Raw genomic sequence first — 16,169 nt, 5'->3', positions numbered from 1 at the left:
TATATTTTTTAAACTTAAAGGTTTATTTTATATGTATACCTCAAATGATTCTGAAAATTGGTATGAATATAATCGAAATTATTTCATCGCAGTCATTAACCAGCTTCACACAATTCTTCAGAACTATATTAATCAGCTTGAAAATAATTCTGAAGTAAAGCTTACTAGCCAGAATCAAGATTTATCTGAGCTTATGAAGTTGGAAGCAGTGATGTCGCAGCCTCCAGCTTTAAAACAACTTTGTCAAAGGTTTGAGCTTTCAGAATTTGAGCGCTCTATATTAGTATTTTGTACAGCTATTGAAATCGATCCGCGTTTTTCAGAGTTATGTGTTGAAGCCTACAAGGACAATAGTCAATATCATCCAACATTTGGTTTAGCTCTTAGCGCACTGCCTAATGCCCATTGGAGCGCTTTGGCACCAGATGGAAAACTTCGCTATTGGAAACTACTCAACTTCGGCTCAGGTAGTACCCTGACCAACACATCTCTTCATATAGATGAGAGAATTCTTCATTATCTTATAGGTGTGAAAACAACAGATCCGTTCCTGACAGAAATTACTGAGCTATCATCCTACACACAACAACTGATTCCTTCTCATCAATGCTTGGCAGATAGTATAAAGGCTCTCTGGGAATTGAATTCATTGCAGAATTCTCCGCCTCTGATTCAGCTATGTGGTTCAGAAATGGAGGATAAAATCGACATTGCTCAAGTTGTCTGTCAGCATTTTAATCTACAAGTAAGTCTTTTGAACTGCCATCGTATCCCTATCAAACCCAGTGAATTAGAGACTTTTATCCGCCGACTGGAAAGAGAATGTATTTTGGAGTGTAGAGCGCTGCTTCTGGTTTGTGACGATATTGATCGCTCTGACAAGCTACAACTCGCTTCTCTCCATCAGCTGCTTGAGGAACTACAATGTTTTGCGATCGTTACGACACTTTCTCCACTTCAAGGCATAAAGCGTCAGATGATTCGCTTTGATGTTCCTAAACCCCTGCCTCAAGAGCAGTTAATGATTTGGAAAACCTCTGTCGCTGAACTAAAAACTCAACTCAATGGGCAAGGAAAGCTTATCCCAGAGTCCGAACATTTAATGCAAGATTTGCAAGAACTTACTTCTCAGTTTCAAGTTAGTACCTCTACGATTCGTCGAGCTTGTGAGGCAGCTGTTGGGCAGTTAACAATGCCCTCCGCTCCTTCCCTAAAACAAGCTCTATGGCAAAGCTGCCGCGTCCAAGCTCGTCCTGGATTAGATGAGCTTGCAGAGCGAATTGAGTCTAAATTGTCCTGGGAAGATTTGGTATTGCCGCCCCTTCAAAAAGGAATCCTCAAGGAAATTTCGGCTCATGTCCGACAGAAGGCCAAAGTATACGAAAAGTGGGGATTTGGATCTAAAAATAGACGCGGACTGGGTATTACAGCGTTATTTTCTGGGCCTAGCGGAACCGGAAAAACTCTGGCAGCAGGTGTTCTTGCCAATGAGCTGAACCTCGATCTCTATAAAATTGAACTTTCTGCTGTTGTCAGTAAGTACATTGGTGAAACCGAGAAAAATCTACAGCAGATTTTTAATGCGGCTGAGAGCGGGGGTGTAATTTTGCTTTTTGATGAGGCAGACTCTATTTTTGGTAAACGCAGTGAAGTTAAAGATTCTAAAGATCGCAATGCCAATCTAGAAGTCAGTTATTTACTTCAGCGAATGGAATCCTATCCAGGAATGGCTATTTTAACAACGAATTTACAGAGTAATTTAGACCCTGCATTCATGCGGAGACTTCGGTTCGTGACTCAATTTTCTCTCCCAGATGCCGCCCATCGAGCTGAAATTTGGCGACAAATTTTTCCACTTGATACCCCAACTGAAGGCTTAAACTTTGAAAAACTGGCTCAACTTAACGCTCCTGGTGGTAATATCCGCATCATTGCCCTCAATTCAGCCTTTATGGCCGCTGATGCAGAAGAGCCTGTCCAAATGAAGCATATTCTTAGAGCAACTCAAACAGAGTATGAAAAAATAGGAAAATCATTAACGAGTGTAGAAGTTTCTGGCTGGATTTAAGGTTGTGTCGCAAAAACTTACTGAGAACAAAACCCGGTATTAAACACCGTACCAGTTGTAGTCCTTTTTATACGTATTTAATACTACTTATTTATTATACTCCAACTGTCTGTCAGTTGCGTAAGGTTTGAGATTATTTATTTTTCCTAGCTTGCTAAAACTAGTCTTTTTGTTGTTTGATAAATAAATATTCTATGGTGACAAGGTAAAAGTATAAGCATTTTAACCAATTTTTACTCTCAAGTTTTTATAATGCCTACAGCCTGCATAATTAACTTGCTTTGCTCCCAATAAGTTCAGTAAAGCTAAAATCACACAAAACAATGCAGCGTATTTGATACTTGTATATTGCTGGGAGCAACGCGATTTGATGAAATTGGAGTGAAATTATCAATTACATCGGTAAATTATCAATAAAACCAGATTTTTTTGTTGCGATGCTGACGGTAGCTACGCGTAGCGTAACGGAGGTAATCGCATTCCGAAATAGACTATTTCCGTTCTTAGTTTTAGCACATCACTAAATCGTGTTGCTCCCCTTGCATATATTATTGTAAACCTCATTTTGTTGTCCACTAGGGGAAAAATAATGGTGCTTAATTTTACCAAAATTTATAATAGTATTCCTGTACTACCCAAACGGAGGGATAATCTTAATAAATTTTCTACCTATATTATGCTTACTAACCAAAATAATCAATTAGCGTTGCAATGGAAACATCAACCTTCTTTACAACGTAATTTGAAGTTATATGAAGAAAAGCATCAGGAGTTTTCTAATTTATTTTGTTACCAGGATAAAGGAATAGATATCGCAAATTTTTGGCGAAAAGTAGCATTTGATGAATCACAATCAATAGCAGATTGGGAGCCAAGTAATAAAATACAACTTGCCTATGAACATTTAGCAAGTTACTTTGAAGAAAGATGCTATTGGGCTGCTAAAGACTTATGTAAAGAGCGTAATGCAAATTCTTGGGAAGAATATCTATGTATTGCTAGATTACTAGTTTACAATCCAATAAAATTGAAAGAGATTTTAGTTAAATATGATTCTCAAAGTGCAAATATAGATACATATATAACTAATACATTAACAAACCATATTAAATATTCAGCAGAAGTTAATAGATTCTCGCGGTGGAGATTGTTATACAAAAAAAGTGATAAAGAACTTATAGAAGCACTAAAAGTATTCGGAATCATCGAACCAGAAATTTCATTAATTATTTTTGCTAGAAAATATTTTAAGCAAGTTTATTTAATTAATAAGATTAAAAATCCAACTAGAATTACAGGTAAAAAATGGATAGCTCCTGACGAAAAAGATTTTTCAAAATCTGCTCAATGTTATAATGCAGAAAAGATATTACCAACTGCACCCCATGAGGTATTTGCTAACTTTACTAAGGTGACTGCAAAACAAATTCAAGATTGGATGGAGATTTGTATTAAAGCTTTAGAAAGTTATCCGATGTCAATTCTACCGAAATTTTCACTTGATGCTTTGCAATTAGATGGATTTGAAATTAAATCAGAATTACAAGTTCCAGAAATTGAATGGGAAAAGATATCAAGCACTGAGAATACAAGCGAACAAGGATTTTTGGCGAATCAAGCTAATTCAATTTTATCTGAGCAACTTCAATCCATGAAACTGGATGAACGGAAAATTTTACTTCTCTATTATGGATTTGGACTCAATCAAAAACAGCTAGCAGATAGATTGGGAATGAATCAAAGTACAATCTCTCGTTATCTAACTAAATCTACAATCAAATTATTAGAAGCTATAGCAAGAATTTCCCAACCACAACAATGGGTTAAACAGTATGTAAGACGATGGTTAGAAAGTGAGTATCATGCACCCGTACATTCAGATTTGATTCAAGCAGCTTTGGTGTCAGCCATCAAGAAGTTAGTAAACGAAGAACGCAAGATTTTACAACTTTATTATGGAGAGGGAATGGATGAAGTAAAAATTGCTTCTCAATTAGATATTAGCTTGAATGAAATATCTACAATACTTACTAAAACAAGAAATCACTTACAAGAAAAATTGATACAGGAAATAAATATTTGGATTAAAGAATATTTAGAAAAATGGTTGATTAATTATTACAAATATTTCACCGAATTAGTGTTTAAAAACGAAGCTAAATTAGGAAAGAATGAATTAAAACTAGAAGAAAAAATTTTTCTAGTAGAAAGATATATTCAAAATCAATTGTATTAACTTTATCACGGAGGAGAAGATTATGTTAAGTTTATCAGATTTCGTAAATATTGATAATAAGCATATTTGGTTGCAGGTAGAGACAGCCGAACAAAAAAAAATATGGCAGCTTTCTCAACATAACTCAAATGCGATCGCAATTTACAATGCTTATCTTAATCGCATCTGCTTGAGCCGCTTAATCACTTGGTTTCAATTGTCCTTACAAGAATCCACGTTACGCGCAGAGGTATTTCCTAGTGAAGAAAATTTACCTACGATCTTAGAGATAGTAAATGGCACAGCAATTAAGGTGGGTGAAACCAAGATAGTATTAGTGCCAACTGAAATAATAGATATAGAAGAATTGTGCGTACCGCAAGAATGGGTAGATATTAGTAGTTGGGCGGCTGACTATTATATATCAGTGCAGGTCAATTTGGATGGCGATGATGATGATTCTTGGATACGAGTATGTGGGTTTGCTACCCATCGTCAATTGAAAAACCAAGGCAAATATAATTCAAGCGATCGCACTTATTCTTTACCTATCGAACAGTTAACTGAAAATTTCACCTTACTTTTTGCTACACTGGGACTGCATTGGCAAGAAGAAGTACCACCTGAAGTAACTTTGTCAGCAGCAGAAGCTCAAAACTTATTGCAAACATTAAGTGATGCTTCTATTTATTCTCCCAGGGTGCATTTGGATATACCATTTGCTCAATGGGCGGCATTAATTTCCAACGAACAGTGGCGACAACAACTGTATAATCAACGTTCAAGTAAAGAAAAAAATACTGTATCCACCGCTAAGAAATACTTGTCACCAAGCATAGAATCAATGAATAGCGTCTCTGTAGACTCCTCATTGATTCCGGTGAACCTAAATCAATGGTTTCAGAAGCTGTTTGCAGCAGGATGGCAACCTATTGACGAAGTTTTAAATTCACAGCTAGGAACTTTAGCATTTGAGTTCAGAAGTTTTTCTGCAACTAGTAGAACAGGTGTAAATGGAGTCAAGCTAATTGATTTAGGTGTACAATTAGGAGGACAATCTTTAGCACTGATGCTTGCTCTCTCGCAGGAAGAAGACAAAAAAACTGCTATTATCGTACAAGTTCATCCCACTGGTAATAAGAAATATTTACCACCCAATCTTAAAATTATGCTTTTAGAATCGGGAAATATTCTACAACAAATTGAATCGAGAAGCCTGGATTGCTACATTCAACTTAACCGTTTTAAAGGTTTAAGCGGAACCAGGTTTTCTATCCAACTAACTCTTGATGATTTCAGAATGACAGAAAATTTTTCTATTTGAAATTATATCAAGTTTGGGTAATTACTTATATTATCAATACAGCATAGGTTAGATTTCACAAGGTTTAACCCTAGATGAACTCTAAACTGGCGTTGGGTTACGCTTCTCTTATTTAAGACGCTGCTTGTAGGTTGCTTCCACAAAGTGGTACGGGAAGCCGCTAGCTTTTTTTTAACAAAGAAGCTTTGCGAACACGTTTACGTTCCTCAACTTAATAACCTACAGATATTATAAGTGTTTTAACAAACCTGAAATTAGCTAATTAGTATTTTCAAGTCATGAATTAACATAAAAATGCTTAATAATATGCATGAAAACGATATGCATTCTGACTGTAAATTATAGTTATCTGATAATTAAAGATGAGTAAGTTAATTGTTATCAGCTTAGAAAAAGGTAACTTAAATGATGGCTTTTTCCCTGTAACTGCACAATTGTGGGAAACTAATAACTCTCGTCCGATAAAATTTACAGCTAGTTTACCTCCTGCACCAAACATTGCTGAACTCTATAAACGCTTTCAATTAATATATCAAGCACTTTATAAAAGATTCGCGAACCGTTCGGGACTCGAAGTAGAATCGACAGGTTTAAATAATGTTAGTGAAGTAGATTTTAATGAAGTTCAAGAACAGTTATATGAAGCAATCAATTCTTGGTTAAATTCTGATTTATTTCGCCCAATCGATCAAAAATTGCGAGAAAAATTAGCTTTAGATGAAGAATTTCAAGTTATTATTGAAGCCAGCGATTATCTTTTGCAACGGCTACCTTGGCATTTGTGGAATTTTATCGAGCATTACCAATTATGCGAAGTTGCTGTAAGTACTCCTAAATATGAGCGAGTCAGACCATTACTTAAACATAAAACAAATAAAGTTAGAATATTGGCAATTTTAGGTAATAGTCAAGGAATTGATATTCAGCAAGATAGAAATATTTTAGAACAATTACCAAATGCATCGACAATATTTTTAGTAGAGCCTTCACGTCAGGAGTTAGATAAGTGGCTTTGGGACGAGAAAGGCTGGGATATACTGTTTTTTGCGGGCCACAGTCAGAGCCAAGATGATAGAGGTCAGATACATATAAATCAAACTAGTAGTTTAACGATAACCGAGTTGAAAAATGCGTTGAGCCACGCAATTTCACGCGGCTTAAAAATAGCTATTTTTAATTCTTGTGATGGTTTGGGATTAGCGCGACAGTTAATTGATTTGCAAATTAATCAAATTATTGTCATGCGAGAAGAAATACCGGACTTTATAGCACAAGAGTTTGTGAAATATTTCTTGGGAGCTTTTTCTGAGGGTCAATCTTTCTATTTAGCAGTGCGTTATGCACGTTCAAGATTACAAGGTTTGGAAGAGGAATTTCCTGGTGCTTCTTGGCTACCTGTGATTTGTCAAAATATAGCGGAAGAGACTCTAACTTGGCAAGAATTATCTGGTGGAACTAAGATAACTGCTTTCCCGAAATTGACAGTGCGGAATCTGAAAACCACATTTTTAGTGAGTGTTTTGGTCGCCAGCTTAATTACGGGAGTGCGATCGCTTGGCTTCATGCAACAATGGGAACTGTCAGCTTTCGACTCAATGATGCGGATGCGACCTGACGAAGGTGCAGATGAACGTCTTTTGGTGATTACTGTCACAGAAGCAGATATTCAGGCTCAAAAACAAAGACAAAAATCATCACTGTCAGACAGTACACTACAAGAATTATTACAAAAATTGTCACTTTACAAACCAAGAGCTATTGGTTTGGATATTTATCGAGATTTTCCAGTAGGTTCTCAATATCCAGATTTAGCAAATCATTTGCGAACAAACAACAATTTTATTGCTATCTGTCAAGTTAGCGGTAGTAAACAACAAGCAGTTGGAATTTCACCACCACCGGAAATTCCACCTAACCGCATAGGTTTTAGTGATATTGTCTTTGATAGCGATTTGATAATCCGTCGTAATCTACTATCTATAACACCAGAACCGCAATCAAATTGCAAGTCGCCTTACTCCCTCAACTTTCAACTTGCACGACAATATCTAGCTAAACAAGGCATCCAATTTAATATTACTGACGAAGGCTATTTACAGCTTGGCAAGATAGTCTTTAAACCCATAGATGTTCCTACAGGTGGTTATCAACAATTTGACGCTAAAGGACATCAAATACTACTTAATTATCGCTCTTCGCGGCAGGTTGCAAAACAAGTCAATGTAGCACAAATCCTTAACGATCAATTTAACCCCAACTGGGTAAAAGATAAAATTGTTTTGATTGGCGTTGACTCACAAGGCGCTAAAGACTATTTTCTTACACCCTACAGTATGGCAACTACCCCATACCAAGAAATTCCAGGGGTACTACTTCAGGCAGATATGGTTAGTCAAATTCTAAGTGCTGTTTTAGACAAGCGTTCCCTGCTGTGGGTTTTACCTGCATGGGGTGAAATCCTGGGGATTTGCGGTACGTCTTTAGTAGCCGGAATATTAGCTGTATATAGTCGGTCACTATTAAAATTTGCTATTCTCATCAGTGCTGAATTACTCATCCTTTATGGTTGCTGTTTTATTCTCTTGCTATATGGAGGTTGGATGCCATTTCTTCCCTCTGCACTGGGATTAGTAATCACTGGAATCAGTGTAAAAAAGATGAAAAATTATTCATAAAAAATAACTGTAAATAATTGAAAATTTAATCATGACTAAAATCAACTTTCTTTCACCAATAAAAGCATTAGTCTTGAGTGCAACTTTTTTATTAGTTAATATTACGCAATTATCAGCCCAATCTCAGCAATCAAACACTACAAAAATACATTTTGTTCAGCCAATCTTAGATAGACAACCAGAAAATCGGGGCGCACCAAGAGACAGAAGAGGAGCAGGAACTCGTGGTGATTGCCCAGTTAGCTCAGTTATGAACAAACCTCTCACCGCCTTAGTACCTTTAGTATCAAAAACCGCAAATCAGAAGCAAGCAACAACAGGCACAGATACCACACAATATGTTTTAAGCTTAACCACAGATAAACATCCAACTTTTTGGTTTTACGTTCCCTATTTACCAAAGAATATCAACTCGGTGAAATTTGTTTTATTGGATGAAAAAAATAACTCTCTCACAAAAGAACCAATTTTGATTACTTTATCTAACACACCAGGAGTGATTAGGATTAGTGTTCCGACAACAGAGAAACCCCTGGAAATTGGACAATATTATCACTGGTACTTTTTGATTGATTGTAACCCGCAAAGCCGCTCAGAAGATATAGCAGTTGAAGGGTTAGTGCAACGCATTGTCCCAAAAGATGAATTAACACGTCGCTTACAGACAGCAACCCCACGTCAACGAGTAGCTCTTTATGCTCAAGCAGGTATTTGGCAAGATGCTCTAACTACTTTAGGAGAACTTCGCGCCCGCCAAGGCCAAGATACAAGCTTGGCGACTGATTGGAAAGATTTGTTGGATTCTGTGGGGTTGGAAGATATTTCTACTGAAGCGATCGCACCATGTTGTACTCTCTAACATGGGCAAATGGCATTGGATATCTGCGAAAACTTTTTTACTTTTTTAGAGGAATACAATTTTGAAAAAATATATGTGTTTTGGGTGCTTTAGAGGGTTAGAAATTGCGATCGCCTATCCGCGCTGCGCTTCGCTTATCGCCCAAATCCTAACTTGTCAGTTGGCTGGTGCAATCATATTCTCTGCTAATTGCGCTACTGCCCAAATTACGCCGGATGGCACTCTCCCAAATAATTCTACTGTGAGATTAGATGGCAACACCACAATTATTGAGGGTGGAACGACAAGAGGTGCTAATCTATTTCACAGTTTCTCTGAGTTTTCTGTTCGCAATGGAACTACTGCTTTTTTCAATAATTTACCAGATATTCAAAACATCCTGACACGAGTAACAGGTAAGTCAATTTCTAATATTGATGGCTTAATTCGTGCTAATCTTAACGGGAAAGCAAACTTATTCTTACTTAATCCCAATGGAATTGTATTTGGACCAAATGGCAGCTTAGATATTCGTGGTTCTTTCGTTGCGACAACAGCCAACGCTTTACAATTCGGTAATCTAGGCAGCTTCAGCGCTACAAATCCAGAAGCACCTTCATCGTTACTGACGATTAACCCTTCAGCTTTTTTATACAACCAAATCCCTACAGGAGCAATTGAAAATAACTCAGTTGCACCTGCTGGCCCTCATTTAGCAGGTTTTGATACATACGGTTTGCGAGTACCTGATGGTAAAAGCTTATTACTAATCGGTGGTAATGTGACGATGACTGGCGGACAATTAAATGCTTATGGTGGACGAATCGAATTAGGAGGATTATCTGCTCCAGGAAGTATAAATCTTGCTATTAATGGCGACATTTTTACTACTCAAGTACCTGAATTTTTCCGAAGTGATGTATTTTTGAATAATGGAGCGATCGCGAATGTTTCTTATGAGAGTGGTGGTAGTATTGCAGTCAACGCACGCAACATAGATTTATTTAAAAACAGTTCACTCAATGGTGGTATCGAGGCAAATTTGGGATCGGCCACTGCTATTGCAGGAAATATTACTCTTAACGCCACGGAAGCAATTAGGATAGAAGAGCAAAGCGAAATTAGAAATCAGGTTCGAACGAATGGCATTGGCAATGCTGGTGATATTAATATTGCTACTGACTTATTGTCCGTAAAGGGCGGATCTGGAATTTACACTCGTTCCTTGGGCGATCATTCCTTGCAGCGTCCAGGTAATGCCGGCAATATCAATATCAATGCTCGCGGACAAGTTTCTTTTCTAGATGGAAGTTTTGGCTCGACTACTTTAGAACCTACAGAACCTACAGGTGTAGGAAAAAGTGGAGATTTGCAGATTCAAGCTGATTCTGTGTTAGTTGGTAACGGCTCTCAATTAAAGGTTAGTACTTTAGGTACCGGAAATGCTGGCAATTTAACAATTGATGCTGCTAATACTGTTGATTTTTATAATAATTCCTTTGCCTTGAGCCAAGTTGAAAAAGGAGAAGGTAATGGCGGGATTATAAAAATCAACACGGGTTCACTTACGGTGGCAGATAATTCATTTCTTAGTGCCAGTACCATTGCCAAAGGAAATGCAGGTAGTGTAAAAATACAGGCTCGTGATACTGTATCCTTTGCAAATAATAGTAAAGCGGATACCGCAGTTCAACCAGGCGGCCAAGGAAATGGAAATGACCTTTCAATCCAAGCAAGGTCAGTTTCGGTTACTGATGGGTCATTTTTAACAGCAGGTACTTTCGGTGAAGGCAACGCAGGTAATGTACTAATTGATGCTACCGATTCGGTTCTATTTGATGGTACTAATAGTTATGCCGCTAGCAGCGTAGGTTTACGAGATTATGGCGTAGGATTAGGCAACGGAGGTATAGTAAAAATCTCTACAGGTTCGCTTCAGCTTACCAACCAAGCCATATTAACAGCAGAAAGCTACGGCAAACAAGGAAATGCAGGTAATGTAATAATTGATGCCCGCGATGCCGTCTCTTTATCAGATGGAAGTTCTCTAAAAACCCTGTTAGGAGGGCAAATAGAGGGTAAAGCAGGTAATATCAGCATTACCACAGGCTCACTCTCAGTTGCCAGTGGTTCCTCGTTCCAGGCTGATACTTATGGACAGGGAGACGGCGGTAATATTAATATTCAAGCACGAGATAATGTGTCTTTTCTAACTGAGGGAGGAGCTTATACCAGAGTACAATTAGGTGCAAATGGCAAGGGGGGCAATATAGATATTACAACGGATTCTTTAACCCTGAGTGATGGTTCCTTTTTAGCAGCAAGTACTCTAGGAGAAGGAAATTCTGGCAGTGTAACCATTAACGCCGCTAATGCCGTTAATTTAAGTGGAGTCAGCAAAGAAGGTTTTCCAGGAGGCATTTACAGCGAAGTTGCGACCATTCAACCAAATAGCAATGGAGGTAATGTAAATATCACTGCTAGATCGTTGAAAGTCACTGATGGTGCCCGCTTGGCTACTAGTACAAATGGTAATGGAAATGCTGGTAGTGTCAATATCAATGCGACTGATTTCGCTTTATTCGATGGTGTAAGCAGTAACAATAACAGAAGTGGTGCTTATAGTCTTGTGTTACCTCTAGGAACAGGTGCGGCAAATGATATTAACATTAATACAGGCTCACTTTTTTTGCAAAATGGTGCGATTTTGAGTGCAGGCACAGAGGGAGAAGGGAATGCAGGAAACATAAATATTATTGCCCAAGATATGGTATCTATTGATGGAGCAAGCGCTAATGAATTGCCAAGTACGATTGAGAGTAGGGTAGCAGAAAATGCTGTGGGCAATGGAGGTAATGTTGATGTTACAACTAGGTCGCTTTTTATTACCAATGGCGCGAACTTGAGCGCAAGCACACAGGGAGATGGGAATGCAGGAAAAATAAATATTATTGCCCAAGATATAGTATCTAGTGATGGAGCAAGCGCTAAGGGGCCAAGTACGATTGAGAGTAGGGTAGCAGAAAATGCTGTGGGCAATGGAGGTGATGTTGATGTTACAACTAGGTCGCTTTTTATTACTAATGGCGCCGAACTATCTAGCAGCAGTCAGGGAAATGGAGCAGCAGGCAATTTAACGGTAAATGCTAATTTGATTGATCTTGACAACCGAGGCAAAATTTCAGCCGACACCATCGCCGGACAAGGCAATATAAATCTAAATCCCAGAGATTTATTATTAATGCGTCGTAATAGTGAAATCACTACTAAAGCTTCTGGAAACAATATTACTGGTGGTAATATTACAATCGATGGCAAAAATGCCTTTGTTGTTGCGGTTAAAGATGAAAATAGTAATATTCGTGCTGATTCGGAAAACTTTCGAGGTGGAAATGTTAAGATTAATGTAGCTCAAATCTTTGGTTTTCAATCTCCAACAACATCATTCCCGCTAATAAGTAGCATTACTGCAAAAGGAGCAACTCCTGACTTGAGCGGAAATATACAAATCAATACCTTTGATACAGACCCTAGTAAAGGATTAGTTTCTTTAACAACAGATGTGGTTGATGTCGCCCGTTTAGTAGACGATAATATCTGCGCCAGAACCGCTAAAAGTAGCTTCACTTATACTGGAAGTGGTGGTTTACCTCCCTCTCCCAACAACACACTTAACAGTGATGCGGTATGGGAAGATTGGCGACTCACTGCTGTACCAAAGGGAAGAGAGGGAGAAAAAGATAAGGGAAACTCGCAGTCTCTTGTGGAGATAAAGGGAGAGAATAATTCCTCACGCCCTACTCAAATTGTGGAAGCGCAGGGGTGGATAATTAATCAAAATGGGGAAGTGACACTCACAGCTTATCCTTCCACAGTTGCACTACACAAAGTAGGAAGCTCATCATTGGGATGTCAACCGCCAATTGCCAATTAATGGACACGCGGTATCAGGCAATGATGATTAGACCTCTTGCAAAAATAATTCATGGTATAATGATGGGCTTTAAGATTTGCGCTCCATTTGAATCAGACATACCAATGAGGTGATAAAAGTTGTCTGCATCAATTTGGATGTGCATTTTTAAGTAAATCCCTAATCATACCACAAAATAATTTTGCAAAAGGTCTATTGTTTAGGAAAGGATTGGAATGGCAAGACTTAATTTTTGGGACACGGCTAGAAAAAAGGGTGTATTTGGCAAGTGGCAAATTATCCTGTTAGCTTTGCTGGGATTGACTTTCAGCTTTAGTGTTCATCTGCTATCGGCTGCTTCCGTTGTCCCAGTTATTGAGAAAGTTCCCGTCCGATCAAGTCAGCCAATTAGCAATGCTTCTATATCTTATACCGAAGTGCCTGAAAGCATAGAACAACTGATGCAAAAGGGCAAGACTTTATACCAATCAGGACAATTTGCCTTTGCGGCGCAAAATTTTCAGCAGGCTGCACAGGTTTATCAGTCCCAAAATGACGCACTCAATCAAGCTTTGGCCTTAAATTTCCTTTCTTTAACTGAGGAAAAACTGGGACATTTAAACCAAGCAAGTGTGGCAATAACAACTAGTCTTGATTTATTAAAGCAAGCAAATTTAAGTACTAGTAACGCAAAACACATTCTTGCTTTGGTTCTCAACACTCAAGGCAATTTACAATTAGTACTGGGACAAGTTGAAAATGCTTTGCAATCATGGCAAAAGGCGGCTAAAATTTATACTGAAATTGGTGATAGCGCTGGTAATACTGGTACTTTAATTAACCAGGCTACGGCTTTCCAATCTTTGGGGTTTTACCGCCGCACAATGAAAATATTTGAGCAGGTAGAAAAAAATCTCCTTTCCATGCCAAACTCGCTTTTAAAAGCAGCTGGATTACGAAGTTTTGGAAATTCGCTCCTAGCTAGTGGAGATATAGAAAAGTCTCAGAAAATGCTGGAGCAAAGTTTGGTAGTAGCGCAACAGTTGCGATCGCCACAAGAAGAAAGTGCAACTTTACTCAGTTTAGGTAATGCCTCATTCGCAAGGGGCAAGAGAAATCTCATCAAAGAAAGCACTACTAAAGAGGATAATTTTCTCCCGTCGCGGTGTGGACAAACAGCCATGTCTGACGACAAGCTCTTACGCATCTACGCCCAAACAGAAGATACCAATTACTTTAAAAAAGCATCTAGTTTTTATCACGAAGTCGCAAATAAGTCAAGTTATCCGATTACTGCTGTACAAGCCCAACTCAATCGCTTGAGCGTATTGCAGTTTCTTGGGCAACAGCCGACGAGCGAATATCTTGGATCAATTAAATCTGCACTCTCCAATTTAACCCCCAGTCGAGCCGCAGTATACGCCAGAATAAATTTTGCCCAGAGTTTGGTTTGTCTTGAAAAGGCACAGAAGCAGATAACAAGAGAAATTTTCAATTCCCCAACCCAAAATCAGGATTTCCAAGCAGGAGCCACGGAACAAGCTAAAATTCAAAATCCCGAAGAAATTATCGAGCTATTAAACACTGCTGTGCAACAAGCCAAAGACATTAAAGACCAACGAGCCGAGTCTTATAGTCTGGGTTATCTGGCTCAATTTTACGAGATGAAAAAACAATTGCCAAACGCGCAGCGATATACCGAGTCAGCTTTAAATCTTGCTCAACTCGTAAATGCACCGGATATTGCTTATCAGTGGGAATGGCAACTCGGACGCCTGCTTTCGGTACAAGGAGATTCAGAAAGAGCAGTAGCAGCTTATACCACAGCAGTGGAAACTCTTCATACTTTACGCGGTGATTTGGTAACTCTTAATCCCGACATTCAATTTGACTTTCGAGATGAAGTAGAACCAGTATATCGTCAATTGGTAAGATTACTTTTACAATCAGACCAAACCTCGACTAATAAAGCAGTAACTCAACAAGTCAGTCAGAAAAATTTAAAGCAAGCTCGCGATGTGATTGAAGCTTTACAATTGGCTGAATTAGACAACTTTTTCCAAGATAGTTGTATTACCATCCAGCCAACGCAGATTGACGAAGTGGTGAACAATGCTAATCCAGTCACAGCAGTTTTTTACTCAATTATCTTAGCAGACCGCATCGAAATAATTGTCAAATTACCGCATTCTGAAGAATTACGGCATTACACGACTTACAAATCCAAAGTTGAAGTAGAAAAAATTTTAGAAACACTGCGACAAAAACTAGAACAACGTTATACATTTCGCGATCGCGAGGAGCTTTCTCAAAAAGTATATAACTGGATTATCAAACCTGCCATTGCAGACTTAGAGCAAAATAATGTCAAAAATCTAGTCTTTGTGATGGATGGTTCGTTGCGGAATATCCCAATGGCTGCGCTTTACGACGGCAAACAATATTTAATAGAAAAATACAGCGTTGCCCTCTTGCCCGGTTTGCAATTGCTAGCACCCAAACAAAAACAGAGACGATTGGAAGCATTAATCGCCGGATTAACAGAATCTCGCTTCGGCTTTAGTTCCCTATCAAATGTCACTACCGAATTGCAGCAAATAGAATCTATTATTCCTTCTAAACAACTCATCAACCAAGCTTTTACTGATACTAACATTGAGCAGCAAGTCAGTTCAGTTTCTTTTCCTGTGGTTCACTTAGCAACTCATGGCAAATTCAGTTCTAAAGTTGAAGATACATATATTCTTACTTGGAATCGCAAGATTAATATTAAACTGTTGCGTGAAATACTGCAAACTAGAGAACAAGTAGTAGGGCGCTCCAATCGCGTACCACCTCCAATTGAATTACTTGTTCTCAGTGCTTGTGAAACAGCGACTGGAGATAAGCGTGCTGCTTTGGGACTCGCTGGTGTCGCTGTGCGTTCCGGCGCACGCAGTACCCTGGCTTCACTGTGGCAAGTAGACGATAAATCTACCTCCGTTCTGATGAGTGAATTCTATCGACAATTAACACAAGATGCCAATTTAAGTAAAGCAGAAGCCCTACGTCGCGCTCAAGAGGTTGTTTTGAAGGATAAAGAACATCCATTTTATTGGGCACCCTATGTTTTAGTGGGGAATTGGCTTTAGAGTAC

The 16,169-nt window shown here is 38.5% G+C and carries 7 protein-coding genes; all 7 read left to right on the top strand.

What is annotated here, in order from left to right; all coding sequences use genetic code 11:
* Nucleotides 1-31: 31 nt before the first annotated feature.
* Nucleotides 32-2,068, top strand: a complete 2,037-nt coding sequence (locus tag V7L20_RS20400) for an ATP-binding protein (protein WP_334745837.1) — start codon at nucleotides 32-34, stop codon at nucleotides 2,066-2,068.
* 589 nt (nucleotides 2,069-2,657) lie between these two features.
* Nucleotides 2,658-4,304 carry a sigma-70 family RNA polymerase sigma factor gene (locus V7L20_RS20395; RefSeq protein WP_334745836.1) on the top strand — a complete coding sequence of 549 codons (1,647 nt, stop codon included), beginning with the start codon at nucleotides 2,658-2,660 and terminating at the stop codon, nucleotides 4,302-4,304.
* Between the two features lie 22 nt (nucleotides 4,305-4,326).
* A complete protein-coding gene (locus tag V7L20_RS20390; protein WP_334745835.1) occupies nucleotides 4,327-5,607 on the top strand; it encodes a DUF1822 family protein in 1,281 nt (426 codons plus the stop codon).
* 362 nt (nucleotides 5,608-5,969) lie between these two features.
* Nucleotides 5,970-8,282, top strand: a complete 2,313-nt coding sequence (locus V7L20_RS20385) for a CHASE2 domain-containing protein (protein ID WP_334745834.1) — start codon at nucleotides 5,970-5,972, stop codon at nucleotides 8,280-8,282.
* Between the two features lie 31 nt (nucleotides 8,283-8,313).
* Complete coding sequence (locus V7L20_RS20380; RefSeq protein ID WP_334745833.1) at nucleotides 8,314-9,141, top strand: DUF928 domain-containing protein; 828 nt, start codon at nucleotides 8,314-8,316, stop codon at nucleotides 9,139-9,141.
* Nucleotides 9,142-9,214: 73 nt separating this feature from the next.
* Nucleotides 9,215-13,054 (top strand): two-partner secretion domain-containing protein, encoded by a 3,840-nt coding sequence (locus tag V7L20_RS20375; RefSeq protein WP_334745832.1) that lies wholly within the window; start codon nucleotides 9,215-9,217, stop codon nucleotides 13,052-13,054.
* Between the two features lie 215 nt (nucleotides 13,055-13,269).
* Entirely contained in the window at nucleotides 13,270-16,164 is a 2,895-nt protein-coding gene (locus V7L20_RS20370) for a CHAT domain-containing protein (RefSeq protein ID WP_334745831.1), read from the top strand.
* Nucleotides 16,165-16,169: the final 5 nt, after the last annotated feature.

The sequence above is a fragment of the Nostoc sp. genome (genome assembly GCF_036916735.1).
Taxonomy (GTDB): domain Bacteria; phylum Cyanobacteriota; class Cyanobacteriia; order Cyanobacteriales; family Nostocaceae; genus Nostoc.
The sequence above is the reverse complement of the archived record's forward strand: the minus strand, read 5'-3'. Positions and strand labels throughout refer to the sequence as shown.

What these genes read in the sequence shown, in the direction of transcription:
- V7L20_RS20400 (WP_334745837.1), top strand. Translation starts at nt 32, where the DNA reads ATGTATACCTCAAATGATTCTGAAAATTGGTATGAATATAATCGAAAT.
- V7L20_RS20395 (WP_334745836.1), top strand. Translation starts at nt 2,658, where the DNA reads ATGGTGCTTAATTTTACCAAAATTTATAATAGTATTCCTGTACTACCC.
- V7L20_RS20390 (WP_334745835.1), top strand. Translation starts at nt 4,327, where the DNA reads ATGTTAAGTTTATCAGATTTCGTAAATATTGATAATAAGCATATTTGG.
- V7L20_RS20385 (WP_334745834.1), top strand. Translation starts at nt 5,970, where the DNA reads ATGAGTAAGTTAATTGTTATCAGCTTAGAAAAAGGTAACTTAAATGAT.
- V7L20_RS20380 (WP_334745833.1), top strand. Translation starts at nt 8,314, where the DNA reads ATGACTAAAATCAACTTTCTTTCACCAATAAAAGCATTAGTCTTGAGT.
- V7L20_RS20375 (WP_334745832.1), top strand. Translation starts at nt 9,215, where the DNA reads ATGTGTTTTGGGTGCTTTAGAGGGTTAGAAATTGCGATCGCCTATCCG.
- V7L20_RS20370 (WP_334745831.1), top strand. Translation starts at nt 13,270, where the DNA reads ATGGCAAGACTTAATTTTTGGGACACGGCTAGAAAAAAGGGTGTATTT.